The following is a 24,847-nucleotide window of genomic DNA, read 5'->3' as shown; positions in this document are numbered from 1 at the left end:
GCCTGCGGGTACCGTCAGTAGACGTGTACCGCTTCCTGTTGTCCCGGCAGTGGGTGATCCTCACCCTGCTCGGCCTTGTACTCATCCCCTCGATGATCAAGCTGGGCTTCTGGCAGCTCCACCGCCACGAGAGCCGGGTCGCGCGCAACGAGGAGGTCGCCGCGAGCCTGTCGGCAGCCACCGTTCCGGTCGGCACGCTCACCGACACCCGGGACGGGCCCGCCGACGACGACAAGTTCCGTACGGTCACCGCGCGCGGCACCTACGACGAGAAGCACGAGGTCGTCGTCCGGCACCGCACGGGCGCCGACGGCGACACGATCGGCTACTTCGTCGTCACCCCGCTCATCCGGAAGGACGGCCCGCCCCTCCTCGTCAACCGGGGCTGGATCAAGGCGGACCGCGATCTGACCGCCTTCCCCAGCGTCCCCCCGGCGCCCAAGGGTGAAGTCGCCGTCAAGGGCAGGCTCATGCCGGATGAGACGACCGGGGCCAGCGGCATCAAGGACACCAAGGGTCTGCCGGACCGCCAGGTGATGCTCATCAACAGCAAGCAGCAGGCCAAGGCGCTCGGCCGCCCCCTGCTCGGCGGCTTCGTCCAGCTCACCGCGACCGCCCCCAAGCCGCAGGGCCACCAGCCCGAGCTGCTCCCCGAACCCGACCACAGCGGCATCGGCCCGCACATGGCCTATGCCGTCCAGTGGTGGCTGTTCACCGGTGCGGTCCCGGTCGGCTGGGTCATCCTGGTCCGCCGCGAGGCACAAGAGCGCCGCAGGGCGGCTGCCGGGGGACCCGGCGAGGCGCCCGGGGGCAGTACCGCGCAGAGCGCGGAGCCCGCCGAGCCGACGGAGCCCAGCGCACCCGCCGAGGTGGACAAGCACGACAAGCACGCCGAGCCCGCCGATCCCACCGAAAGGCGCGGAGCCGCCGAGCCCGGCCCGCCGGCCGAAGCCGGCGAACCCACCGGGCCCGGCGAAAAGCGCGAAGCCACCCGTGGGGAGAGCTTCGCGAAGGAGCCGGAGCCGGTCACCGAATAGGCCTGTTCACGCACGCCTCTGGGCGCGCGCCCGTTTCCGGACCGCACCGGGGCTCCACCCGCGCGCGGGGCTGCGGCAGACTGCTCCCATGGATCTTGGACTGACAGACCGCGTCTTCGTCATCACCGGCGCCACCCGTGGCCTCGGTTTCGCCACCGCGTCCCAACTGCTCTCCGAGGGCGCGAAGGTGGTCATTTCGGGCCGTACCGAGAAGGGCGCCGAGGAGGCCGCCGCTCAGCTCGGCGTCGAGGCGTCGGGCGGCGAGGGCCGCGCGATCGGCGTCGCGGCCGACAACGCCGATCCGCAGACCCCGGCCCGGCTCATCGAGGCGGCCCGCAGCCGGTTCGGCCGCTTCGACGGCCTTCTGATCAGCGTCGGCGGGCCGACCGCCGGCGTCCCCGCCGACCAGCTGACCGACGAGCAGTGGCAGACGGCCTTCGACAGCGTCTTCCTCGGCGCCGTACGGCTGGCCCGCGCCGCGGCGGCCGAGCTGGAGGACGGCGGCGTGATCGGCTTCGTGCTCTCCGGCTCCGTGCACGAGCCGATCCCCGGCCTGACCCTCTCCAACGGACTGCGACCGGGCCTGGCCGGGTTCGCCAAGACGCTGGCGAGCGAGCTGGGCCCGCGCGGTATCCGGGTGCTGGGCCTGATGCCCGGCCGGATCGCCACGGAGCGGCTGGAATACCTCGACTCGCTCTCGGGCGACGGCGAGGCCGCGCGCGAGCGCAACTCCGCCGGCATCCCGCTGCGCCGCTACGGCACGCCCCAGGAGTTCGGCCGGACGGCCGCCTTCGTACTCTCGCCCGCCGCCTCGTACCTCACCGGTGTGATGCTCCCGGTGGACGGCGGTGCGCAGCACGGCTTCTGAGCGCCCGGCGGGAACGGTTTCCCTGAACACATGGCAGAAGATCTGAACATGTGACAGAAGCCGGACGTGCCCTCGCGATCGGGCACGTCGTACGTCAATTGACCCGCTCGGCGCGGTGCCGCGCGGCGCGCATTTTGACCTCGGCCGGCAGCGCGTCGAGCCCGGCCGAGACCGCGGCGTGCTCGATCGCCTCCGCGCGCAGCCGGTGTGCCTCGGGGCCCGGCCGCGCGTGCGCCGCCAGCACCAGGCCGATACGGGCCCGTGGCTGGGTCCGCCGGCCGGTCAGAGTGACCCTGGCCCGGTCCACCCCGGGCAGCGCCTCGGCCTCCGCCGCGATCACGTCCTCCATGGCGCGGCCCCGCAGCAGCGCTCCCCCGCCGTCGTAGCTGTCGACCAGCACCTCGCGAAGCCTGTGCCGCCGCAGCTGCGCCAGCAGCCACCACAGCGTCAGCACCAACAGCACCGCCAAGGCGGCGATGACGACCGGCCACCACCAGCCCTCGCCCCGCCACTTGGTGAGGTTGTGATCGCTCAGCAGCACATCGCCGCCGTGGGTCCACGGCCACCCGGACGGCATCGAGAAGCCCCAGCGGTGCGGCAGGTCCAGCCCTCCGCACAGCACGGCCAGACCCAGCGCGAGCAATACCAGCCCGGTCAGCGCGGTCAGTACCCGGTTCACGATCCGCAGCATCGCCCTCGCCTCACCGTTTCGCCGGTCGTCTCACATGGACGGAAAGGCCCGGCCGCCGGGCCAGGCCGAGCTGTTCGATGCCTTCTTCGAGCGCGGCGTCGAGGTCGGAGCGCACCTCGTCCAGGTCGCGGAAGTGGGCCTGCGCGTGCGCCTTGACCTTGTGCCGCTTGACCTTGATGCGTACGGACTGCACGCCCGAGACCTCCATGGCCCGGTCCCGCAGCACCAGCGCGGCGGCCGAGCGCTCCAGCCCCGCGCGCACCTGTGGCACATCGGGCCGCATCGTCAGCAGCGAGCGCTGCCCCGGGGTGAGGGCCAGCACGAGCAGCCACAGCCCGAGCGCGGCGGCCACGGCCGCACCGGCGAGCACGGCGGTGTCGTCCACACGGGTACTCGCCAGCTCGTCCGCGAGGGTGCGGCGCCAGGCCATGCCGGGCCGGCCGGTCCGCACGGAGACCACGTCGTACAGCAGTACGGCGATGCCCGCGAGCAGCAGCAGCGCGACCAGGGCCGCGGGCACGCGGCGCACCGACCAGAATCTGCCCGCCTTGCCCTGGTCCCCCTCGCCGGGCCCCGGCACATAGGCGGCGGAGGATTCCGTGTGCTCCAGCCCTGACCCCGCCGTCGGTGCCTTCTCCAGAGTCGCTCCGGGACCGGATCCAGCCGCGGCCCCGGCCCAGGACCCAGCTCCCGCTCCGGCTGGAGCCTCGTGTGGTTCACTCACGTCACCCTCCCCGGGACCTTGCCCTTGAGGTGCACCGAGTGCAGCCGCTCGACGTCGAGGGCGACGTCGGGCACCTCCATGCCGGCCAGTTCGCGTACCCGGAAGGCGACGCGGCGGCGTACGGCGCCGCACTGCGCGCCGATGTCCGAGGGATAGCCCAGCTCCAGCGCGACCCGCACCCGAGCCGACTGCTCGCGCACCGTGACCGTCGCCCGGGGCGCGGGGCGGGTGCCGTCCGGCAGCGCGCCGCCGCGCGCGCCCGCACCCCCCGCCCCGTCCGGCCCGCCGGCCTCCTCCGCTCCGCCACGCCCGTCCTGCCTGCCAGGCCCCTCCGGGCTGTCGCCGCGCAGGGCCTCGCGCGCGGCCTGGGCCGCGATCTTGGCGACCACGCGGTCGGCGATCCTGGTCGATCCGCGCTCGCCCGCCGGAACGTCCTCTCCGGTCACCGAGTCACCTACGGCGTTCGTCGTTCCGGCCGCGGAAGAAGTACCCCGGCTCCAGATCTCCGTCCAGGAACCTCCCCGCCACGAAGCCGACGGCGCCGAGCGCCGCCACCAGCAGGAAGGCACCGAAGCCGCCGAAATACCCGGCGAAGCCCAGCGCCATACCGGCGATCAAGCCGACAAGGGCCATGCTCATCGTGCGCTCCTTCGCTCGGTACCACGCCGGCCCGTGCGGCGCGGCTCACCTCGCCGGGGTCACCGGCCTCTACTGCAACTGCGGCCTGCCCTGGTCCTCTTCTTCATCGTCCTCCTCGTCGGGCAGCTTGACGTCGCTCACCGCGATATTGACCTCGACCACTTCGAGGCCCGTCATCCGCTCGACCGCGGAGATCACGTTCTCCCGCACGCTGCGGGCCACCTCGGCGATGGAGACGCCGTAGTCGATGACGATCTCCAGGTCCAGTGCCGTCTGCACCTCGCCGACCTCGGCCTTGACCCCGCGGGCGACGGACCTGCTCCCGCCGGGAACGCGATCGCGCACGGCGCCGAAGGTGCGTGCCATGCCGCCACCCATCGCGTGCACGCCGACCACGTCACGCGCCGCGAGACCGGCGATCTTCTCGACGACGCCGTCGGCGATCGTGGTGCGGCCACGGGAGGCGGGCGGCCCTCCCCCACGGCGCTGGGGCTCGGGTTTGGCGGCCGTGTCCGGGCCCTGCTTGGTGCTGACGGAGCGGTTGGACGTGCTGGTCTCGGACATCTCCTGCGCCCCTTTCGGAGGTTCGGAGCGGCCTGCCGCTCCCGCTGCCCACATTAAGCGTGCCCGGGCGGGGGTGCCCTGTGCACGCCCGGCCGAACGGGTGACGGGCGGGCGGTCCTCCGGTGCGGTGCGGAAAGGTGTGCGTCAGGCACCGAAGTTTCCGCGGCGCGGAGGAAATGGGGATCTCATGACAGCGGAGGCAGCGCAGGCAGCGGACCGGCTGACTCAGGCGGTCCGCCACCAGCTCGGGATCGGGCGGCTGCTGCCGCTGGGCGAGGCGGAGGACGGCGCGTGGGTCACCGAGGCGACGGCCGCTGCCGCGCTGCGTACGGCGGCCTCCGCCGCGGTGCCGGGCGTACGGCTGAGCGGGGTACGCCTGGGCCTCAGCGACGCGGCGGAGGCCGGCGACCCGGCGGTCCCGCCTCCGCCGAGCGCGCTTCCCTGGGGGCCGCTCGCCCTCACCGCCGACCTGGCCGTCCCCGCGGACCGGCCGGTGCCGGCGGTCGCGGACGACCTGCGGCACGCGCTGCTGGCGGCTGCGGAACGCGAGTGGGGGCTGCCGCTGAGGGCGGTGGACCTGCGGGTGGCGGAGCTGCTGGACGAGCCGTACGTGCCGGATGCCACGTCATCCGGCACGAGGGCAAGTGACGCTTCATCCGGTGCGCCGCCCTCGTCCGCTTCATCCGGTGCGCCGCCCGCCTCCGCCGCGTCCGGTGGCCTCGCGCACGAGGTGGCCTCGGCGGTGCTCGCGGTGGACGGTGTCGACCGGCTGGCCCCGGTGCTCGGCCCGCTCCTCGCCCTGTCCTCGGGCGGGACGCGCCCCCGCGCCGTACGCGTCACAGCCGCCGACGCAGAGGCAGCCACAGACGCAGCCCAGGGTGTGGACGCAGTCGGGAACGCGGAATCGGACGGCTCCCGCCACAGCGGCAGGCATGTGCTGATCCAGCTCGCGATCACTCCGGGCCACCGCGCGATCGGGGTGGCCCGGGCCGTGCGTACGGCGGCGCACCTGGCGCTGGCGGAAGGCGGCGACGGCCCGGCAACCGTAGCCGTGCTGATCACCGGGGTCGGCTCCGTCTGAGACGGCGAACGGCGAACGCCCGAGCGGTGGCGGGCGGCGGGGCGGCGGCCGGGGGTGTCTTGGGGATCGCGCCGAGTGCGCGGCGATCCGAACGGCGCCCTCTAGTCGCCGAGTCCAGCCAGGTCGCGCAGCCGCCGCGCCTGCGCGGCGCGCTCGGCGGCGCGCTGCTCGTCGTAGGTACGTGCCGTGGCGCCCGCCAGCAGCGCCTTGGTCTCCACGACGGCGTCGCGCGGCGACGCGAGGAGCGCCGCTGTCAGATCGGTGACGGCACCTTCCAGCTCGTGGGGGGCGACGACGAGGTTGGCCAGGCCGAGCCGATCGGCCTCCTCGGCGTGTACGAAACGGCCGGTGGCGCAGATCTCCAGCGCACGCGCGTAGCCGACCAGGCCCACCAGGGGGTGGGTGCCGGTCAGGTCGGGGACGAGCCCGAGGCTGGTCTCCCGCATGGCGAACTGCGCGTCCTCGGCACACACCCGCAGGTCACAGGCGAGCGCGAGCTGGAATCCGGCGCCGATGGCGTGACCCTGTACGGCCGCGACGCTGATGAGGTCGGGCCGCCGCCACCAGGTGAAAGCCTGCTGATATTCGGCGATGGCCGCATCGAGCTCCTCGTCGGAGCCGCGCGCGAGGTCCAGAAAGGACTGCTCGCCCTCGAAGCCCTCGGGCTCGAACGCCTGGCGGTCCAGCCCTGCGGAGAACGACTTGCCCTGGCCGCGCAGTACAACGACCCGTATCCCGCCGGGCAGCACCCGTCCCGCCTCGGCCAGTGCCCGCCACATCGCGGGCGACTGCGCGTTGCGCTTGGCCGGGTTGGCGAGCGTGACCGTGGCCACCTCGCCGTCGGCGGAGACGTGGACGCCGTCCTTGTCGAGCAGGGTCATCGAGCTTCCTCCGGTGGCTACTCCGCAGTTTTATTAACTGAAGAGTAACCACCGGGGAGGACGCTCGGAAGCCTCCTCAGGAGGAGGCCGCCTTCTTGCCCCGTGTCGCTCCGCCGCGACCACGCAGGGTCACGCCGGACTCACTGAGCATCCGGTGGACGAACCCGTAGGAGCGGCCCGTCTCTTCAGCCAGCGCCCTGATACTCGCTCCGGAGTCGTACTTTTTCTTGAGATCTGCCGCGAGCTTTTCGCGCGCGGAGCCGGTCACCCGGCTGCCCTTCTTCAGAGTCTCGGCCACCCGTGCCTCCTCATGGGAAGTGCGCTCTGTGACTCTCATGATCACCCCTCCTCCCACATCTGGCCACCCATTCGGCAAGGTCTTCACGGAGAGAGTGCACGCGCATACGCGCCCGCCACGGGCCGGAGGAGCCCCTTCCAGCGGGCGTCAGAGCGGGCGGCGACCTTCCCGGCGCACGACATCCGGCGGGAAGGGGCAGGTCAGCGACGCGCGAGGCACGCGCCCCATGATGCGGGAGGCGCATGCCACAGCCGCGTGCGCCCGGCGCCGGGCCGCGCCGGGGTACGAGCCGTACTCACTCAGATGAAGGATCAACCGTCGGCCGAATGATCCATAAGAGATGGATCAAGCAAGAGCGACGAGGTCGGCGTAGCCCTGACCCCACAGGTCCTCGACACCGTCGGGGAGCAGGATGATGCGCTCGGGCTCCAGTGCCTCGACCGCGCCCTCGTCGTGGGTGACCAGGACGATGGCGCCCGTGAAGGTGTGCAGCGCGCCGAGGATCTCCTCGCGGCTGGCCAGGTCGAGGTTGTTGGTGGGCTCGTCCAGCAACAGGACGTTCGCCGAGGAGACGACCAGCGTGGCCAGGGCCAAACGGGTCTTCTCGCCGCCGGAGAGCACGCCGGCCGGCTTGTCCACGTCGTCACCCGAGAACAGGAAGGAGCCGAGTGTCTTGCGGATGGCGACCAGGTCCATGTCGGGCGCGGAGGAGCGCATGTTCTCCAGGACGGTGCGCTCCGGATCCAGCGTCTCGTGCTCCTGCGCGTAGTAGCCCAGCTTCAGCCCGTGGCCGGGTACGACCTTGCCCGTGTCCGACTCCTCGACACCGGCCAGCAGCCGCAGCAGCGTCGTCTTGCCCGCGCCGTTGAGGCCGAGGATGACCACGCGGGAGCCCTTGTCGATGGCCAGGTCGACGCCGGTGAAGATCTCCAGCGAGCCGTAGGACTTCGACAGGTCCTCCGCCATCAGGGGCGTCCTGCCGCAGGGCGCGGGGTCGGGGAAGCGCAGCTTGGCGACCTTGTCGGACCTGCGCTCGCCCTCCAGCCCGGACAGCAGCTTCTCCGCCCTGCGGGCCATGTTCTTGGCCGCGACGGCCTTGGTGGCCTTGGCGCGCATCTTGTCGGCCTGGGAGTTGAGCGCGGAGGCCTTCTTCTCGGCGTTGGCCCGCTCGCGCCTGCGGCGCTTCTCGTCGTCCTCGCGCTGGGTGAGGTACTGCTTCCAGCCCATGTTGTAGATGTCGATGTGCGAGCGGTTGGCGTCCAGGTAGAAGACCTTGTTGACCACCGTCTCCACGAGGTCGGCATCGTGGGAGATCACGATCAGGCCGCCGCGGTAGGTCTTGAGGAAGTCCCGCAGCCAGACGATCGAGTCGGCATCGAGGTGGTTGGTCGGCTCGTCCAGCAGGAGCGTGTCTGCGTCGGAGAAGAGGATGCGGGCCAGCTCCACGCGGCGGCGCTGACCGCCGGAGAGGGTGTGCAGCGGCTGGCCGAGCACGCGGTCGGGCAGGCCGAGGCTGGCGGCGATGGTCGCGGCCTCCGCCTCGGCGGCGTAGCCGCCCTTGGTGAGGAACTCGGTCTCCAGGCGCTCGTACTTCTTCAGCGCCTTCTCGCGCGTGGCGCCCTGGCCGTTGGCGATCCGCTGCTCGTTCTCCTGCATCTTGCGGATCACCACATCGAGGTCACGCGCGGACAGGATGCGGTCGCGGGCGAGGATGTCGAGGTCTCCGGTGCGCGGGTCCTGCGGGAGATAGCCGACCTCGCCGGACCGGGCGATGCTGCCCGCCGTGGGGGTGCCCTCCCCGGCGAGGCACTTGGTGAGGGTCGTCTTGCCCGCGCCGTTGCGGCCCACGAGCCCGATGCGGTCGCCCTTGGCAACCCGGAAGGTTGCGGACTCGATGAGGACGCGGGCTCCGATGCGCAGCTCAAGGCCGGTGGCGGTGATCACTGAAAGGCTCCAAGGCGGGGAAGACGGGCGTACGTACGAAAGGTGCGGCGAAGAGGCGGAGAGCACCGCTGGACCTGCCGCGCGGCGCGTGGCGGCAGCGGGCTGGGGCACGCACGTCTAATGCACAAGGAGGTACGGCATACATCTCAGTCTAACGGCGGGGCGCAACCCGATTTCCCGGCGTCGCTTCCGGCGGCCCGTGCCCCGCGGCGGGGCCGCTCCGGTCAGCCCCCGTCCGGATTCCGGCCGCCGGGCGGAAAGATCGTCCCGAAGCGGTTCTCGTACTGTCCGGCCAGCCGGGCCCGCAGCTCCGTCAGCCGCCGGATGCGGCCGTCGAGGTCGTCAAGCCGGCGCTGGACGACCTCCAGGACCACCCCGCAGCCGGGTCCGGGCCCGGCGGCCGGGAAGCCCCGGAGGATGTCCGCCACGTCCTCGATGGTCAAGCCGGCCGCCAGCAGCCCCCGCACCACGCGCAGCCGGCTCAGCTCCCCGGAGCCGTACTCGCGGTGGCCCGAGGGCGCCCGCTGTGGAGTGAGCAGCCCGCGCTGCTCGTAGTAGCGCAGGGCGCGCGGGGTGACCCCCACCGCCGCGGCGGCGTCCCCGATACGCATGCCTGCCCTCTCCGCTCCGCCCGTCCCCGGGCCGCTCATCGCTCCGCCGGGCTCACACCTCCACCAGCACGGCACCGAGGTGACGGCCCTCCAGCAGCTCGCACAACGCGCGGGGGGCCTCCTGGATTCCGCTCACCCGGGCGTGCGGGTCGGTCAGCTTTCCCGAGCGCAGCCCTTCGGCGAACTCCCGCCGCCACAGCGGGAGCCGGTCCAGATGGTCGAAGCCCCGGATGCCGCGCAGGGTGAGGGCCTTGGCCGGCAGGCTGAAGGAGTCGAGAGTCAGCGAGGCCGACAGTCCGCCGCTCACCTGGGTCGAGAGCGAGCCCAGGACGCAGACGCGGGCCCCGTGCCGGGCGACGGCGAGCGCTGCCGCCAACTGCTCGCCGCCCACGTTGTCGAGGACCGCGTCGACACCGTCGGGGGCCGCCTCGCGAAGCTGGTCCTCGATGGAGGTTCCGCTCCCCCGGAGCACGACGGCGTCGTAGCCCAGTTCTCCGGTGAGGACCCCGGCCTTGTGCGGCGACCCGGTGCTGCCGATCACCCGGGCAGCGCCACGCAGCCGGGCGAACTGCCCGGCGAGCGAGCCGACTCCGCCCGCCGCGCCGCTGACGAACACGGTGTCCCCCGGGCGCACCTCGGCGCCGTGCACGACGCCGAGCCAGGCCGTGAAGCCCTGGGACAGGTGCGCCGCCAGGTCGGGCAGCGCCTCGGGGCCCTCGGTGGCGACCAGTTCGGCCTCGGCCGGGTCCACGGCCGCGTACTCCCGCCAGCCGTAGCCGTGCGCGACGAGGTCCCCGACCTTCGACGCCCCGGGGACGGTCCCCCGGGGGCTGGTTCACGGGGACGCTAAAACCTGCCGTGCGCGTCAAGTGCAAGCCCGCCGGGGCCGGCTACTCCCCGCCGGTGTGCACCTGGAAGGCGGCCCGGCGTACGGCCTTGGCGAGCGCCGGGTCGGGGTGGGCGGCGGCGAGGGCGACCAGGACCTGCACGGTGCGGGGATGGCCGGTGGCGCGGACGTCCGCCAGGAGCCTGGGGACCGAGCCCTGGACGGCGGTGCCCAGGTGGTCGACCAGGAGCTGTTCCTCGCCGTGGTCGGTGACGGCTGCGGCGGTGTCCACCCACAGCCAGGTGGCCTCCTCGCGGGTGAGCACACCTGGTGCGCCGCCCGCCAGGTCCTCGGGGTCGGTGCCGGCCTGCTCGGCGAGCCAGAGCAGGGCGTAGGGGCGCAGGGTCGGCTCACCCGCCGACTCGTTGACCGCCTCTTCCGCCGGGGCTCCCACCACGCGCAGCGCCTCGAAGGCCAGGCCGCGGATGAGCGCGTCCTCGCCCCGCGCGGCCTCCAGCAGTTCGGTGACGGCGGGGCCGGTGGGGCGGGCCGCCAGCCAGGCGCGGTACTCGTCGCGGGCGGGGCCCGGCGTCATCCGGGCGCAGCCGCGCAGCATCTCCTCGGCGGAGCGCTCGATGTTGCCCGCCGGGCTCTGGGCCGCGACGCAGATCTGCTCCAGCTTCGTCCACACCGCCCAGTTGCCGAGCGGGGTCAGCACGGCCGAGCCCTGGCGTACGCCGGTCTCCTCGTCGGGGCAGCGGGTGAGGGCGCCCACGGCGGACAGGCCGTCCAGTGCCCAGTCGAGCAGCCCCGGCAGGGCCACTCCCACAGCCTGGCCGGCGTCGGGATGGCGTTCGGCGCGCAGTTCGGCGATGCGCTGGGCGAGCAGGTCGTGCAGCAGCGTGAAGGTGACGGGGCCTCCGGACAGGTGCATCACGGAGAGGAACTGCGGGGCCGCCTCGACGATCTCGGCGACCAGGCCCTGCTCGTGCGGCAGTGGCGGGGGGTGGGCGAGCGACCAGGCGTCGAAGAGGGCGACCCAGCCGCGCAGTACGGCGCTGTCGTCGCGGTCCCAGGCCCGCAGCCGCCAGCCGGCGCGCGCCGTGCCGTCGCCGTGCAGCTCGCTCAGCCCGGCGAGCCTGGCCCGGTCCCAGTGGGTGCGCACCAGCGGCACACTCATGCGCAGCGCTGCCGCTGCCCGTTCGGCCTCGGGGCCGGCCTGGGGCGGCAGGCCCGTACGGGCGGCCCAGCGGGCGACGCGGACGGCGTCGGCGAGGGAGGCGCGGGCGTGCCGGGCGAGCTGCTCGCGCGGAAGCACACCGTCCGGGGGCCGGGGCGTGCTGCGCGAGCGCCGGGTGCTCACAGTGCGCCTGGCTGCGGCGACAGGCTGCTGAGGGACGAGGCGGAGCCGGTTGTCTCGCGGTGTACGGGACGACGTCACAGGAGCAGTCTTCACGGTGTGCCGGGGAAACCCAAACCTGGGGTGCCGTTTCCGGTCGTTCACGCGGCGTTCGCCCGGCACGGTGCCCGGTGTGCGGGGGTTTCGCGGGGTGCGGGCCGGCCCGACGGGGGTCACATGAGGGGGGTGATGAAGCGGCGGACCGTTTCCTCGTAGTCGTGGGGGTCGACGTTCCACATCGCGGCGTGCGGGGCCTTGGTGACCCGGTGCAGGGTGATCAGGTCCTCCCTGCTGTCGGCCAGCGCACGGGAGCTGTCCCAGGGGGCGATGGTGTCGTCGGGACCGTGCAGCAGCAAAGTGGGCACGCGCAGCCGTGCGGGGTCGGCCACGGCCGCGAGCTGCCCCTCGGGCAGGCCCGTGCGCCCCTGGACGGCCCGGATGACGAGCGGCAGCACGGCGCGGGGAGTGCCGCGCGTCCCGGCGAGGGCGCGCAGGGTGCGCTGCCAGTCGAGCACCGGCGAGTCGAGCACGAGGCCGGAAATACGCTCGCGCAGCGAGGAGTTGAGGGCCGCGTGCAGGGCCATCGTGGCGCCGCTGGACCAGCCGTGCAGGATGACGCGGCGGGCGCCGTACCGCACGGCGTACCGGATGGCGGCGTCCAGGTCGCGCCACTCGGTGTCCCCGAGGTGACTGATGCCGTCCAGCGGTCCCGGCGCGCCGGGGTCGCCCCGGTAGGCGATGTCGAGCACGGGCATGCGCTGGCGGCGGTAGAAGGGGAACACGACCATGGGGTGCTCGCGGGTGGCGCCGAGGCCGTGCACCGTGATGACCCAGGTGTTCCGGTCGCCGGGCAGGAACCAGGCGGGCAGCGTGCCGAGTTCGCCGGGGATTTCGACCTCGGCGTAGTCCAGCCCGAGGGCCTCACCCGGGTCTCCGATGTGCACCTGGGGGGTGAGACGCACGGTGCTGCCCGTCGTCAGCTGACCGCGGCTGATGCGGTCCAGTTCGCGGACGACGACATGGACGTGGGCCTGCTCGGCCTCGCTGTCCAGGACCCGCCCGACGACGGCGTGGGTGCCCCGGCCGGTGAGCCCGTAGACCCCGGGCAGGTGGGCCGCCAGCGACCGGGTGACGGCGACCTTGCCATCGCCGTGGGAGTGCACGGTCAGCCGGGTGCCCTCGAAGCCGGCGGGGGGCGGGCCCGTGCCGTCCGGCCTGCGGTGTGGGGGCCGGAGGGCGGCATCGGCGGCGTACCGTCCGGCCGCCAGGGCGGCCGTGCCGGCACCGAGCACGGAGGTGGCGGCCACGGCCACCGTTCGCAGACGCATCCCCTCCAGTGTCGACGGGATCGGATCCGGGGGCCAGTGGGCGGTCCCGGGCGGGTGACGCGTACCGCGGCGGCCCGAGGCGGCCTGCGCGGCGCCCGAGGCGGGGCGGCCGGGAGGGCGGCGCGCGCCACTGACATACGCGCGGCGCGCGCAGAGACAGGGCGTACCACTGCCGACGCGCCTGTGCGCCATGCGGTGGCGGTGGGTGACGGGCCGGAGGAGAACGGACTCCGCCGCCGTGGACCGGCACGGGTTTCACGACCGAGCGGACGCCCTACTTCAGGAGTAATGGGTTGATAAAGCCCAGCACGAGGAGTGATGGACGCGGCGGGCACTCCGAGTCGTTCACCGCGAGTGCGCCGTTGACGGATGATCAGCCGTGTCCACCGGGCGGCGCGACGCGTTCTGCATATGTCATACCTCCAGCGAAGTCGCCGTATTACGGAGCTTTACAGCCGTAGTAACGGGACTAGACGGAATAACCCGCCTTAAGCGCTTCAGCCGGAGAAAGGCAATCTGTCGCACTCGTACATCAGGCCTCGTCGGCAGGGGATTTGTCATGTACCGAACTATCGTGGAACGCCTGGGCACGTGCCGCCATCCGGCGGTACGCCGGCTGCGCGCACTGACCCTCACCGCCGCCGCGCTCGCCCTCACCGGGACCACGCTCGCCGAGGCTCCCGGACCGGCGGAGGCCACCGGCAGGCCCAGGGGTCACGACGTCTCCTCGCACCAGGGGGACGTGGACTGGACACGTGCACGCGCGAACGGCGCACGCTTCGTCTACGTCAAGGCCACCGAGGGCACCACCTACCGCAGCCCGTACTTCCGGCAGCAGTACGACGGCGCGAGATCAGCCGGCATCCTGCGCGGCGCCTACCACTTCGCGCGCGCCGACAAGTCGTCAGGAAGGAAGCAGGCCGCCTACTTCGTACGCCACGGCGGCGCCTGGCACCGCGACGGCGCGACGCTGCCGCCCGCCGTCGACCTGGAGGCCGCCTACGGCAAGACCTGTCACGGGATCAGCCCCGCCCAAATGCGTGACTGGATTCATTCCTTCAGCAAAGAGACGCTACGGCTGACGGGGCGTCACCCGGCCCTCTACACCTCGACCCGGTGGTGGCGGACCTGCACCGGCAACACCCCGGCCTTCGCCGCGAAACATCCACTGTGGCTGGCCGACTGGAACAACAGGGCCGGACCGCTGCCCGGAGGATGGCACACGCGCACCGTCTGGCAGTACGCCGACAAGGGTCGGCTGCCCGGCGACCAGGACCTCTTCAACGGCACGATGTCCCAGCTCAGAAAGTACGCCCGAGGCTGAGAGACTGGTCTCTCTGACGGCTTCGGAAGGGGAGAGATCGGACGCTCACAACAGGCATCGGGGGGTGACACTTCGATGCCCGCCCCAGTTCACCTTCCGTTCATCCACCGTCTTTACGTTCACGATGTCACTGCCCTCCGAACTGATTGTGCCTGGTGAATGGAACACATCACGCTTCTCATCGGGATCGTGATCGTCACGGCCTTGGTGTTCGACTTCACGAACGGCTTCCACGACACGGCCAACGCCATGGCCACCACCATCTCCACGGGGGCACTGGCTCCTAGGGCCGCGGTGGCGATGTCGGCGGTCCTCAACCTCGTCGGCGCTTTCCTGTCCGTCGAGGTGGCCAAGACAATTTCCTCCGGAATCATCGATGAAGGATCCGGCATCCGGCCCGAAGTGATCTTCGCCGGGCTGGTCGGCGCGATCATCTGGAACCTGCTGACCTGGCTGGCCGGCCTCCCCTCCAGTTCCTCGCACGCGCTGATGGGCGGGCTGATCGGCGCGACGGTCGCCTCGGTCGGCCTGGGCGCCGTGAACGGCGACGTCGTCGTCATGAAGGTGCTCATCCCCGCACTCGCCGCGCCGCTCGTCGCGGGCATCGCCTCCCTGTGCGCCACCCGGCTGACCTACCGCGTCGCCCGGAACGCCGACGAGGGGCAGACCGCCAAGGGCTACCGCGCGGGGCAGATCACCTCCGCCGCACTCGTCTCCCTCGCGCACGGCACCAACGACGCACAGAAGACCATGGGTGTCATCACCCTGGCCCTCGTCACCGGTGGCGCCCTGGCTCCCGGCTCCGACCCGCCCGTGTGGGTGATCGGCTCGGCCGGCCTGGCCATCGCGGCGGGCACCTACCTCGGCGGCTGGCGCATCATCCGCACCATGGGCAGGGGCATCACCGACATCGCGCCGCCGCAGGGCTTCGCGGCGCAGACCAGCGCGGCGGCCACCATTCTGGCCTCCTCGCACATCGGCTTCTCCCTCTCCACCACGCACGTGTGCTCCGGTGCCGTCATGGGTTCCGGCATCGGCCGCAAGGGCGGCGTCGTGCGGTGGTCGACGGCGGGCCGGATGGTCGTCGGCTGGGCGCTGACACTGCCCGCCGCGGCGCTGGTCGCCGCGGGCGCCGCCTTCCTCGCCGACCAGGGCGACTGGGGCGTGACGCTGGTCGCGGTGCTCACGCTCGCGATCTGCGGCACCATCTGGGCCCGCTCGCGCCGCGAGCCGGTCGACCACACCAACGTCAACGACGTCAGCCCGGCGACGGCCTCGGCAGAGCCGGCGTCCGAGTCCGAGCCCGAGCCGGAGCCGGCCGGGGTGGTCACCACCGCCATGCAGGTGGTGGCACCGCCCCCGCCGCCCGCCGGTGTGGGCACCACCACGGCGGCCGAGGAACGGGCGCAGCCCGGAACAGCGCGGACCGGTAATCGTCCCGCCTCGGCGACGAGTCTCGGCTAGGCAGGAAGGAAGACGACATGAGCATCGACTGGGCCGCACTCGGCCAGGTCTTCGGAGTCAGTCTGATCGCCACCGTCGGACTCGTCGGAGTCTTCACGCTGGGCATCGTCGGACACTCCTCCCGTGGCGACGCCGCGGGAGGAGGCCCCACAGCCCTGGCCCGTACCGGCGCCTACGCCTGCTACGCGCTGTGCCTGGCGGCGGTCGCCTTGGGGATCTACGTCATCGCGGCGTAGGCCCTCCCCGCCTCGGGGCAACAGCACAGACCTGCCTGGGGCAACAGCACAGAATCCGAGGCAGCGGTCCGGCCGGGGCGTCACCACTGGCGCCCCGGCCGGACCGCTGTGCCGTCGTGGGGTCATGGGCGGCGATCGCGTCACGTCGGAGCTGACGCGCGGCCGGGCCGGAGGGCGTGACCCGCGTACGACGGCACGCTCCGGCGCGCCCGTGGTGTGTCTGCTCACACAACCTCCTCGCAGGTCAAGGGCGAGTTGACGGGGTCACACTCGCGTGGTGGACTTCCGGTGCCAAACGGCGGCATGGAGAGGAAGCCGGTGCGAATCCGGCGCGGTCCCGCCACTGTCACCGGGGAGCGCACCCAGAAAGCCACGGCCCCGCACGGGCTGGAAGGCGGGGTCTGCGCGGATCCGGGAAGCCAGGAGACTCTCGTCGCCGGTCGAGTCGAGCCAGGGCGCGGACCCTGAGTGAGGACCAACACCATGCGTGGCTCAGCCGCCGTTTCCGTTCCTGCCGCGAGCGCGGCACCACACGCCTGCGGGCGGCCACGCGCCGCCGCTGCCGGGTCCCGGTCCCTTCGAGGCGCCACGGCACGCTGACGATGCGGCCTTCCGACGCCCATGTGTGGGGCGCTGCCCTCGGGTTCGCCGCCGACGCCCTGTTCGGCGACCCCCGGCGCGGGCACCCAGTGGCCGCCTTCGGCCGGGCCGCCGGTGCCGCCGAGCGGCTGATGTGGCGGGACGACCGAGCCACGGGCGCGCTCTACACCGCGCTGTGTGCGGGCGGTGCCACGGTCTTCGGGGGCGCGCTCGCCGGAGTTGGCAGGAGCGCCAGACGCGTCGGGCGCGCCGAAGAGGCGATATCCGGGCTGCGGGGCGCGGCACCCGTCGTGGTGACAGCGCTGGCGACCTGGACCGCGCTCGGGGGGACCGGCCTCGCACGCGAGGCGCGCGCCGTGGGCTCCGCGCTGGAGTCCGGCGACCTGGAACTGGCCCGCGAGTTGCTGCCCGCGCTGTGCGGGCGCGATCCGCAGGAGCTGGACGCGGCGGCGGTGGCGCGCGCCGTGGTCGAGTCGGTCGCGGAGAACACCTCGGACGCGGTGGTGGGCGCCCTCGTGTGGGGCGCGCTGGCGGGAGTTCCGGGGCTGACCGGGTTCCGCGCGGTGAACACACTGGACGCGATGGTCGGCCACCGTTCCCGGCGGCACCGCAGGTTCGGCTGGGCGTCGGCCCGCCTGGACGACGTGGCGGGCTGGCCCGGCGCACGGCTGACCGCCGCACTGGCCGCGCTCGCCGGGCCGGACCCGCGCGGCGCCGTACGGGCGTGGCGTACCGACGCGCACCGTCACCCCAGCCCCAACGCGGGCCCCGTGGAAGCCTCGTTCGCCGGGGCGCTGGGGCTGCGGCTGGGCGGCACGCTCTCGTACGGCGGCCGTACCGAACACCGTCCCGTGCTCAACTCCCCCGGGCGCACCGTCCGTGCGGCGGACATCGGCCGTGCCGTACGGCTCTCCCGGCGGGTCGGGCTGCTGGCGCTCGCGACCACCGCACTGACGGGGGCCGCGGTACGCCGCGTCCGCGAGAGGAGGACGCGATGAGCGCCAGGGGCGGACGTACCGGCGGCGGGCTGCTGATCGCGGGGACGACCTCGGACGCGGGCAAGAGCGTGGTGACGGCGGGCATCTGCCGCTGGCTGGCCCGCAAGGGCATGCGTGTCGCCCCGTTCAAGGCACAGAACATGTCCCTGAACTCCTTCGTCACCCGCGACGGCGCGGAGATCGGCCGCGCCCAGGCCATGCAGGCGGCGGCGGCCCGGGTCGAGCCCAGCGCGCTGATGAACCCCGTCCTGCTGAAGCCGGGCGGTGACCGCACCAGCCAGGTCGTCCTGATGGGCAAAGCCGTCGGCGAGATGTCCGCCAAGGGCTACTTCGGGGAGTACGGGCGCCGCGAGAACCTGCTGGAGCCCGTCGTCGCTTCCCTGGAGGAGCTGCGCCGGACACACGACGCGGTGATCTGCGAGGGCGCGGGCAGCCCCGCCGAGATCAATCTGCGCCGCAGCGACATCGTGAACATGGGCCTCGCCCGCGCGGCGCGGCTGCCCGTGCTGGTCGTCGGCGACATCGACCGGGGCGGCGTCTTCGCCTCCCTGTTCGGGACGACGGCACTGCTGGCGCCGGAGGACCAGGCGCTGCTGGCCGGCTACCTCGTCAACAAGTTCCGGGGCGACGTGCGACTGCTGGAGCCGGGCCTGGAGATGCTGCGGAAGCTGACGGGCCGGCCGTCCTTCGGAGTCCTGCCCTTTCAGCACGGGCTGGGCATCGACGAGGAGGACGGCCTGCGCCTGTCGCTGCGCGGGACCGTGCGCGAGGCGGAGAGCGCGCCGCCGCACGGCGGCGACGTACTGCGGGTCGCGGTCCTTCCGGTGCCGCTGATGTCGAACTTCACCGACGTGGACGCGCTGGCCGCCGAGCCCGGCGTCGTGGTGCGCTTCAGCGACCGTCCCGAAGAACTGGCCGACGCGGACCTGGTGGTGGTGCCCGGCACGCGGGGCACCGTCAAGGCGCTCGGCTGGCTGCGGGAACGGGGCCTGGCCGGTGCGCTGGCCCGGCGCGCCGCCGAAGGCCGCCCGGTGCTGGGCATCTGTGGCGGCTACCAGCTGCTCGGCGAGCGCATCGAGGACGAGGTCGAATCGCGCGCCGGAACCGTCGAGGGGCTCGGGCTGCTGCCCGTCCACGTGCGGTTCCACCAGGAGAAGACGCTGGCCCGCCCGGAGGGCACGGCGCTGGGTGAGCGGGCCGAGGGCTACGAGATCCACCACGGGGTGGCCGAGGTGAGCGGCGGCACGCCCTTCCTCGACGGCTGCCGCTTCGGCGCCGTATGGGGTACGCACTGGCACGGCTCGCTGGAGTCGGACGGCTTCCGGCGCGCTTTCCTGCGCCGCGTCGCGGCGGACGCGGGCCGCGACTTCGTGCCCGCGCCCGGCACCTGTTTCGCCGCGCTGCGCGAGGAACAGCTCGACCGGCTCGGCGACCTGATCGAGGAGCACGCGGACACGGACGCGCTGCTGCGGCTCATCGAGGAGGGGGCCCCGGTGGGGCTGCCGTTCGTCCCGCCGGGGGCACCGTGAGGACGCCGGGCCCCAAGGCCGCACCGGCCCCACCGGCCGCACAGGAACTCAAGATCCGACCGCACCTCAATGAAAGGACAGTCGCGTGAGCACCCCCTACCCGTTCACCGCCATCGTGGGCATGCGGGACCTCCAGCTCGCCCTGCTCCTCAACGCGGTCTCCCCGCAGGTCGGCGGAGTCCTCGTACGCGGCGAGAAAGGGACGGCGAAGTCCACGGCGGTGCGCGCGCTGGCGACGCTGATGCCGCACGTCGACGTCGTACCCGGCTGCCGCTTCTCCTGCGACCCCGCCGCACCGGATCCCGGCTGCCCGGACGGGCCGCACGAGAGCGCGGATGCGGGCGAGGCGCGGCCGGCGCGGATGGTGGAGCTGCCGGTCGGCGCCTCGGAGGACCGGCTCGTGGGGGCGCTCGACATCGAACGGGCCCTGTCGGAGGGCGTGAAGGCGTTCGAGCCGGGGCTGCTCGCGGACGCGCACCGCGGCGTGCTGTACGTCGACGAGGTCAACCTGCTCCACGACCATTTGGTCGACCTGCTGCTGGACGCGGCGGCGATGGGCGCCTCGTACGTGGAGCGCGAGGGCGTCTCCGTACGGCACGCGGCGCGCTTCTTGCTCGTCGGCACGATGAACCCCGAAGAGGGCGAGCTGCGCCCGCAGTTGCTGGACAGGTTCGGGCTGACCGTCGAGGTGGCGGCCTCGCGTGAGACGGACGAGCGGGTGGAGGTCATACGCCGGCGGCTCGCCTACGACGACGGCCCGGAGGAGTTCGCGGGGCGCTGGGCGGGCGAGGAGCAGACGATGCGCGAGCGGATCGCCGCGGCGCGCGCCCTGCTCCCGAAGGTGCGGCTGGAGGATGCCGCGCTGCGGCAGATCGCCGCCACGTGCGCCGCGTTCGAGGTGGACGGCATGCGTGCCGACCTGGTGATGGCGCGTACGGCGACCGCGCTGGCGGCCTGGGCGGGACGCACCGAGGTGGAGGCGGAGGACGTACGCCAGGCGGCGCTGCTCGCGCTGCCGCACAGGCGTCGGCGAAATCCTTTCGACGCGCCCGGTCTGGACGAGGACAAGCTCGACCAGACGCTGGAGGAGAACGATGAGAACAGCGCACCGGATGAAGGCCCGGAACCGGACGGACCGGATGAGGACCCGGAACCGGACGGACCGGATGGCGGGCCGGAACCGGACGGTCCGGAGGGCGGCCCCGACGGCGGCGGGCTCCCGGAAGGGCCTGCCGACCCGCCCGCCGATCCGCCCGCCGGGGAGCCGTCCGTGCCCGAGCAGGCGCCGCCCGGACAGACAGCGCCCGAGCAGTCCGGCGAGGAGCCGGAGCCCGCTCCGGGCGCACCGGCTCAGGAGAAGGCCGCGACCGGACCCGGCGAGCCGTTCAAGACGCGTACCCTCACCGTCCCCGGGCTGGGCGAGGGCGCGGCGGGGCGCAGGTCGCGGGCGCGAACCGCGCACGGCCGTACGACGGGCGCCCGGCGTCCGCGCGGGACGCTGACCAAGCTGCATCTGGCCGCGACCGTGCAGGCCGCGGCACCGCACCAGCGGGCGCGGGGCCGCACCGGCAGCGGGCTGGTGCTGCGCGGGGACGATCTGCGTGAGGCCGTCCGGGAGGGCAGGGAGGGCAACCTCGTCCTGTTCGTCGTGGACGCCTCCGGCTCGATGGCCGCGCGGCAGCGGATGGGCGCCGTCAAGGGCGCGGTGCTCTCCCTCCTGCTGGACGCCTACCAGCGGCGCGACAAGGTCGGCATGGTCACCTTCCGGCGCGGCGAGGCGGAGGTCGCGCTGCCGCCGACCTCGTCCGTGGAGGCGGCGGCGGCCCGGCTGGAGTCACTGCCGACCGGCGGGCGTACCCCGCTGGCCGCGGGGCTGCTGCGGGCCCGTGAGGTGCTGCGGGTCGAGCGGATGCGCGATCCGGCGCGCCGCGCGCTGCTGGTGACGGTGACCGACGGGCGGGCCACCGGCGGGCCGGAGCCCGTGGTGCGCGCCCGGCAGGCCGCGCGGCTGCTGGCCGCCGAGGGCACCGCCTCGGTGGTCGTGGACTGCGAGGCGGGGCACGTACGGCTCGGCCTGGCGCGGGAGCTGGCCGGGGAGCTGGGCGGCACCGCCGTCACACTGGAGGAGCTGCGCGCCGATACCGTCTCGGAACTCGTACGCCACACCACGGACTCACGGAGGGCCGCGTAATGCCGAAGGGACAGCCGAGCGTCGTACCCGAGGACGGCCTCACCACGCGTCAGCGCCGCAACAGGCCGCTGGTCGCGGTGCACACCGGCGTCGGCAAGGGAAAGTCGACGGCCGCCTTCGGGCTGGCGCTGCGCGCCTGGAACCAGGGCTGGCCGATCGGGGTGTTCCAGTTCGTCAAGTCCGCGAAGTGGAAGGTCGGCGAGGAGCGGGCGCTGCGTGTGCTCGGTGACTCGGGCGAGGGCGGCACCGTGGACTGGCACAAGATGGGCGAGGGCTGGTCGTGGATCCAGCGCAGTACCCAGGACGAGATGAGCAGCGAGGCAGCGGCCCGCGAGGGCTGGGAGCAGGTCAAGCGGGACCTGGCGGCGGAGACCTACCGGCTGCTGGTGCTGGACGAGTTCGCCTACCCGATACACTGGGGCTGGGTCGATGTGGCGGAGGTCGTCTCCGTGCTGCACGACCGGCCGGGACAGCAGCATGTGGTCATCACCGGTCGCAACGCGCCCGAAGCGCTCATCGAGGCCGCCGATCTGGTCACCGACATGTCCAAGGTCAAGCACCCCATGGACGCGGGCCAGAAGGGCCAGCGGGGCATCGAGTGGTGAGGCCCGCGTGATCCGCGTGCCGCGCCTGGTCATCGCCGCGCCCTCCTCCGGGAGCGGCAAGACGACGGTGGCCACGGGCCTGATGGCCGCCTTCGCCGCGCGGGGCCTGGACGTCTCCCCGCACAAGGTCGGCCCCGACTACATCGACCCGGGCTACCACGCGCTCGCCACGGGACGTCCGGGCCGCAATCTGGACGCGTACCTGTGCGGCCCCGAGCGGATCGCGCCGCTGTTCGGGCACGGTGCCGCCGGTGCCGATCTGGCCGTCGTGGAGGGCGTGATGGGCCTGTACGACGGCGCGGCCGGGCAGGGCGAGACGGCGTCCACCGCGCACGTCGCCAAGCTGCTGCGGGCGCCCGTGGTACTGGTCGTGGACGCCTCCTCGCAGTCCCGCTCGGTGGCCGCGCTGGTGCACGGCTTCGCCTCCTGGGACCCGGAGGTGCGGGTGGCGGGCGTGGTGCTGAACAAGGTGGGCTCCGACCGGCACGAGGAGCTGCTGCGGGAGGCGCTGGAGGGCTCCGGCGTGCCGGTGCTGGGCGCTTTGCGCCGTACGAAGGTGGTGCGCGCTCCCTCGCGGCACCTGGGTCTGGTGCCGGTCGCCGAACGGCGGGCCGAGGCCGTCGAGTCGGTGGCCGCCCTCGCCGAACGGGTGCGCGAGGGCTGCGACCTGGACGCGCTGCTGGCCCTGGCCCGCGAGGCGCCGCCGCTGGCGGCACCCGCCTGGGACCCGGTGGCCGAGACCGACGGCTCAGCGCTGCCTTCCGGCAACGCGGCGCCCCGGATCGCCCTGGCGAGCGGGCCGGCCTTCACGTTCTCGTACGCGGAGCACGCCGAGCTGCTGCGTGCTGCGGGCGCCGAGGTCGTCGGCTTCGACCCGCTGCGTGACGAGGCGCTGCCGACGGGTACGTCGGGCCTGGTCATCGGCGGGGGCTTCCCCGAGGTGTACGCGCCCGAGCTGTCGGCGAACGAGCCCCTGCGCAAGGAGGTCGGCACCTTCACCGGCCCGGTGGCGGCCGAGTGCGCCGGGCTGCTGTACCTGGCGCAGGAGTTGGACGGCCGGCCCATGTGCGGGGTACTGGCGGCCTCGGGCCGGATGGCGGAGCGGCTGACGCTGGGGTACCGGGAGGCGGTTGCCGTCGCGGACAGCGCGCTGGCACCAGCGGGCACTCGGGTGCGCGGGCACGAGTTCCACCGCACGGTGCTGGAGCCGGGCACCGGCGAGGTCCCCGCCTGGGGGCTGGTGCGCCCCGAACGGCGCACCGAGGGCTTCGTCCAGGGCAACGTGCACGCCTCGTACCTGCACGTCCACTGGGCCGCCGCGCCGCAGATGGTACGCCGCTTCGTGGCGGGCGCGACGTGAGCGGGCGCGACGTGAGCGGGCGCGACGTGAGCGACGGCGACGTGAGCGGGCGCGCAAGCGCCGCCGGGCGGCGAGTCACCATCGGCGTGGGCGCCTGCCAGGGCGTGCCGCCCGGGGAGGTGCTGGAACTCGTGCGGGACGTGCTGGCGGGCGCCGGGCTGACGGAGCGGGACGTCACGGCGCTGGCGACCGTCACGGCGCGGGCCCAGGAGCCCGGGCTCCTGGCGGTGGCCGAACGGCTGACGGTGCCCCTGCTGGCCTACGACGCCACAGCCCTGGCCCGCGTCCAGGTGCCCCACCCCTCGGACTTCTCCCGCACGGCCCTGGGCACGCCCTCGGTCGCGGAGGCGGCGGCGCTGCTGGCGGCGGGCGCGGACCGGATGCTGCTCACCCCGAAGACCAAGTCCCGCCCGCCGCACGGCGCTCCCGTACGCGCCACGGCGGCCCTCGCACTCGGCGCACCGGACGCGCGCCGTGCGGCGGACGCGCGCCGCACGGAGACATCAGCGGACCCGCATCACACGGAGACGTCATGAGCGCGCACGGTCCGGATCTGCGGCACCACGGGGATGTGGAGGTCCGGGGAGCGGGAGCAGGGCTGGTGGATCTCGCCGTCAACGTCCGTACCGGCACTCCGCCGGCGTGGCTCAGGACGCGGCTGGCCGACTCGTTGGCGACGCTGGCCGCGTATCCGGATGAAGGCTCGGCCCGAGGGGCCGTCGCCCGGCGGCACGGGCTGACGGAGGACCGGGTGCTGTTGACGGCTGGGGCCGCCGAGGCGTTCGTTCTGGTGGCCCGGGCGCTTTCCGCACGGCATCCGGTGGTCGTGCACCCGCAGTTCACCGAGCCCGAGGCCGCGCTGCGGGACGCCGGGCACACGGTCGGGCGGGTGCTGCTGCGCGCCGAGGACGGGTTCCGGCTGACGTCCGGCGCCGTTCCGGATGAAGCGGATCTGATCGTGGTGGGCAACCCCACCAACCCGACCTCCGTCCTGCATCCGGCCGCCTCCCTGGCGGCGCTCGCCCGGGAGGGGCGCACGCTGGTCGTGGACGAGGCGTTCATGGACGCGGTGCCGGGCGAACACGCTTCGCTGGTACCGCTTCTGGACCAGCTGCCGGGGCGGACGGTGGTGCTGCGCAGCCTCACCAAGACGTGGGGGCTGGCCGGGCTGCGCATCGGCTATGTGCTGGCCGACCCCGCCACTGTGCGCGCGCTGGCGTACCACCAGCCGCTGTGGCCGGTCTCCACGCCGGCGCTGACGGCGGCCGAGGCGTGCAGCACCCCGGAAGCGCTCGCCGAAGCGGAGGCGGCGGCGAAGCGGTTCACCGACGACCGCGCGTATCTGAGCGCCCGGCTGGCGGCCTTCCGTGAAGCCGGGCTGCGGGAGGCCACCCCCGATCCGGAGGGGCCCTTCCTGTTGGTGCGGCATCCGGAGGCGGGTGCCGCACGGGAGCGGCTGCGGGAGCTGGGCTTCGCCGTGCGGCGCGGGGACACCTTCCCCGGCCTTGGCCCGCAGTGGTTCCGGATGGCCGTTCGTGACCGGATGACGACCGATCAGTTCGTCGACGCGCTCCACCGGGCCCTTGAGCGAACCTGACCGACCGCTGACACGTTCCGACCGCCCCCGGCCCCCGCTTACCGTTCGCCAC

24 protein-coding genes, 1 pseudogene and 1 riboswitch are annotated in these 24,847 nt (G+C 73.4%); of the genes and pseudogenes, 13 read left to right on the top strand and 12 right to left on the bottom strand.

What is annotated here, in order from left to right:
* Positions 1-23 precede the first annotated feature (23 nt).
* Together OHB04_RS33125 and OHB04_RS33120 are read left to right on the top strand one after the other, a co-directional pair.
* Positions 24-1,037, top strand: coding sequence for an SURF1 family cytochrome oxidase biogenesis protein (locus OHB04_RS33125; RefSeq protein ID WP_326808898.1), 1,014 nt, complete (start codon positions 24-26; stop codon positions 1,035-1,037).
* Positions 1,038-1,125: 88 nt separating this feature from the next.
* On the top strand, positions 1,126-1,905 hold the full coding sequence (locus OHB04_RS33120) for an SDR family oxidoreductase (protein ID WP_326691317.1): 780 nt from the start codon (positions 1,126-1,128) through the stop codon (positions 1,903-1,905).
* Positions 1,906-1,999: 94 nt separating this feature from the next.
* Here the strand turns inward: OHB04_RS33120 and amaP are convergent, their stop codons facing one another.
* The 5 genes from amaP to OHB04_RS33095 form a co-directional block, all read right to left on the bottom strand.
* Positions 2,000-2,596 carry an alkaline shock response membrane anchor protein AmaP gene (gene amaP / locus OHB04_RS33115; protein WP_326808897.1) on the bottom strand — a complete coding sequence of 199 codons (597 nt, stop codon included), beginning with the start codon at positions 2,594-2,596 and terminating at the stop codon, positions 2,000-2,002.
* A gap of 10 nt (positions 2,597-2,606) precedes the next feature.
* Positions 2,607-3,320, bottom strand: coding sequence for a DUF6286 domain-containing protein (locus tag OHB04_RS33110; RefSeq protein WP_442815009.1), 714 nt, complete (start codon positions 3,318-3,320; stop codon positions 2,607-2,609).
* Entirely contained in the window at positions 3,317-3,766 is a 450-nt protein-coding gene (locus OHB04_RS33105; RefSeq protein WP_326808896.1) for an Asp23/Gls24 family envelope stress response protein, read from the bottom strand. The genes OHB04_RS33110 and OHB04_RS33105 overlap by 4 nt, the downstream gene beginning before the upstream one ends.
* A 4-nt stretch (positions 3,767-3,770) precedes the next feature.
* Entirely contained in the window at positions 3,771-3,959 is a 189-nt protein-coding gene (locus tag OHB04_RS33100; RefSeq protein WP_326691314.1) for a hypothetical protein, read from the bottom strand.
* Between the two features lie 69 nt (positions 3,960-4,028).
* The gene (locus OHB04_RS33095; protein ID WP_326808895.1) at positions 4,029-4,523 is read right to left on the bottom strand and encodes an Asp23/Gls24 family envelope stress response protein; all 495 of its coding nucleotides are present in this window, start codon (positions 4,521-4,523) and stop codon (positions 4,029-4,031) included.
* 187 nt (positions 4,524-4,710) lie between these two features.
* Between OHB04_RS33095 and OHB04_RS33090 the strand changes: the two genes are divergently transcribed.
* Positions 4,711-5,604: a hypothetical protein gene (locus OHB04_RS33090; RefSeq protein ID WP_326808894.1), complete on the top strand. Its 894-nt coding sequence runs from the start codon at positions 4,711-4,713 to the stop codon at positions 5,602-5,604.
* 101 nt (positions 5,605-5,705) lie between these two features.
* Here OHB04_RS33090 and OHB04_RS33085 read toward each other — a convergent pair whose 3' ends face one another.
* The 7 genes and pseudogenes from OHB04_RS33085 to OHB04_RS33055 form a co-directional block, all read right to left on the bottom strand.
* Positions 5,706-6,485 carry an enoyl-CoA hydratase/isomerase family protein gene (locus OHB04_RS33085; protein WP_326808893.1) on the bottom strand — a complete coding sequence of 260 codons (780 nt, stop codon included), beginning with the start codon at positions 6,483-6,485 and terminating at the stop codon, positions 5,706-5,708.
* A 76-nt stretch (positions 6,486-6,561) separates the two neighbouring features.
* Positions 6,562-6,783 (bottom strand): helix-turn-helix domain-containing protein, encoded by a 222-nt coding sequence (locus OHB04_RS33080; RefSeq protein WP_069811969.1) that lies wholly within the window; start codon positions 6,781-6,783, stop codon positions 6,562-6,564.
* A 345-nt stretch (positions 6,784-7,128) separates the two neighbouring features.
* Positions 7,129-8,727, bottom strand: a complete 1,599-nt coding sequence (locus OHB04_RS33075; RefSeq protein WP_326691310.1) for an ABC-F family ATP-binding cassette domain-containing protein — start codon at positions 8,725-8,727, stop codon at positions 7,129-7,131.
* 224 nt (positions 8,728-8,951) lie between these two features.
* Positions 8,952-9,338 carry a MerR family transcriptional regulator gene (locus OHB04_RS33070; RefSeq protein WP_326808892.1) on the bottom strand — a complete coding sequence of 129 codons (387 nt, stop codon included), beginning with the start codon at positions 9,336-9,338 and terminating at the stop codon, positions 8,952-8,954.
* Between the two features lie 52 nt (positions 9,339-9,390).
* Positions 9,391-10,137 (bottom strand): annotated as a pseudogene (locus OHB04_RS33065) (MDR family NADP-dependent oxidoreductase); the annotation flags it as partial.
* A 91-nt stretch (positions 10,138-10,228) separates the two neighbouring features.
* A complete protein-coding gene (locus OHB04_RS33060; RefSeq protein ID WP_326808891.1) occupies positions 10,229-11,527 on the bottom strand; it encodes a hypothetical protein in 1,299 nt (432 codons plus the stop codon).
* A gap of 209 nt (positions 11,528-11,736) precedes the next feature.
* Positions 11,737-12,891 (bottom strand): alpha/beta hydrolase, encoded by a 1,155-nt coding sequence (locus OHB04_RS33055; protein ID WP_326808890.1) that lies wholly within the window; start codon positions 12,889-12,891, stop codon positions 11,737-11,739.
* A gap of 559 nt (positions 12,892-13,450) precedes the next feature.
* On the opposite strand from OHB04_RS33055, the gene OHB04_RS33050 reads away from it, so the two are divergent.
* The 10 genes from OHB04_RS33050 to cobC all read left to right on the top strand — a co-directional run bounded on the left by OHB04_RS33050 (position 13,451) and on the right by cobC (position 24,795).
* Positions 13,451-14,215 (top strand): lysozyme, encoded by a 765-nt coding sequence (locus OHB04_RS33050; RefSeq protein WP_326691306.1) that lies wholly within the window; start codon positions 13,451-13,453, stop codon positions 14,213-14,215.
* A gap of 159 nt (positions 14,216-14,374) precedes the next feature.
* Positions 14,375-15,679, top strand: coding sequence for an inorganic phosphate transporter (locus OHB04_RS33045; RefSeq protein ID WP_326808889.1), 1,305 nt, complete (start codon positions 14,375-14,377; stop codon positions 15,677-15,679).
* Positions 15,680-15,696: 17 nt separating this feature from the next.
* Positions 15,697-15,915, top strand: a complete 219-nt coding sequence (locus OHB04_RS33040; protein WP_326691304.1) for a hypothetical protein — start codon at positions 15,697-15,699, stop codon at positions 15,913-15,915.
* Positions 15,916-16,224: 309 nt separating this feature from the next.
* Positions 16,225-16,344, top strand: a riboswitch (cobalamin riboswitch).
* Positions 16,345-16,517: 173 nt separating this feature from the next.
* Complete coding sequence (locus OHB04_RS33035) at positions 16,518-17,513, top strand: cobalamin biosynthesis protein (RefSeq protein WP_326808888.1); 996 nt, start codon at positions 16,518-16,520, stop codon at positions 17,511-17,513.
* Positions 17,510-19,042, top strand: coding sequence for a cobyric acid synthase (locus OHB04_RS33030; RefSeq protein WP_326691302.1), 1,533 nt, complete (start codon positions 17,510-17,512; stop codon positions 19,040-19,042). The genes OHB04_RS33035 and OHB04_RS33030 overlap by 4 nt, the downstream gene beginning before the upstream one ends.
* Positions 19,043-19,127: 85 nt before the next feature.
* Positions 19,128-21,233 carry a putative cobaltochelatase gene (locus OHB04_RS33025; protein ID WP_326691301.1) on the top strand — a complete coding sequence of 702 codons (2,106 nt, stop codon included), beginning with the start codon at positions 19,128-19,130 and terminating at the stop codon, positions 21,231-21,233.
* The gene (cobO, locus tag OHB04_RS33020) at positions 21,233-21,838 is read left to right on the top strand and encodes a cob(I)yrinic acid a,c-diamide adenosyltransferase (RefSeq protein WP_326808887.1); all 606 of its coding nucleotides are present in this window, start codon (positions 21,233-21,235) and stop codon (positions 21,836-21,838) included. The genes OHB04_RS33025 and cobO overlap by 1 nt, the downstream gene beginning before the upstream one ends.
* 7 nt (positions 21,839-21,845) lie before the next feature.
* Positions 21,846-23,198, top strand: a complete 1,353-nt coding sequence (locus tag OHB04_RS33015; RefSeq protein ID WP_326691299.1) for a cobyrinate a,c-diamide synthase — start codon at positions 21,846-21,848, stop codon at positions 23,196-23,198.
* Complete coding sequence (locus OHB04_RS33010; RefSeq protein WP_326808886.1) at positions 23,195-23,734, top strand: cobalamin biosynthesis protein; 540 nt, start codon at positions 23,195-23,197, stop codon at positions 23,732-23,734. The genes OHB04_RS33015 and OHB04_RS33010 overlap by 4 nt, the downstream gene beginning before the upstream one ends.
* On the top strand, positions 23,731-24,795 hold the full coding sequence (cobC, locus tag OHB04_RS33005) for an Rv2231c family pyridoxal phosphate-dependent protein CobC (RefSeq protein WP_326691297.1): 1,065 nt from the start codon (positions 23,731-23,733) through the stop codon (positions 24,793-24,795). The genes OHB04_RS33010 and cobC overlap by 4 nt, the downstream gene beginning before the upstream one ends.
* Positions 24,796-24,847: the final 52 nt, after the last annotated feature.

It is taken from the genome of Streptomyces sp. NBC_01775 (genome assembly GCF_035917675.1).
Taxonomy (GTDB): Bacteria; Actinomycetota; Actinomycetes; order Streptomycetales; family Streptomycetaceae; genus Streptomyces.
Note: the sequence above shows the minus strand (reverse complement) of the source record. Positions and strands in the feature narration are given on the sequence as shown.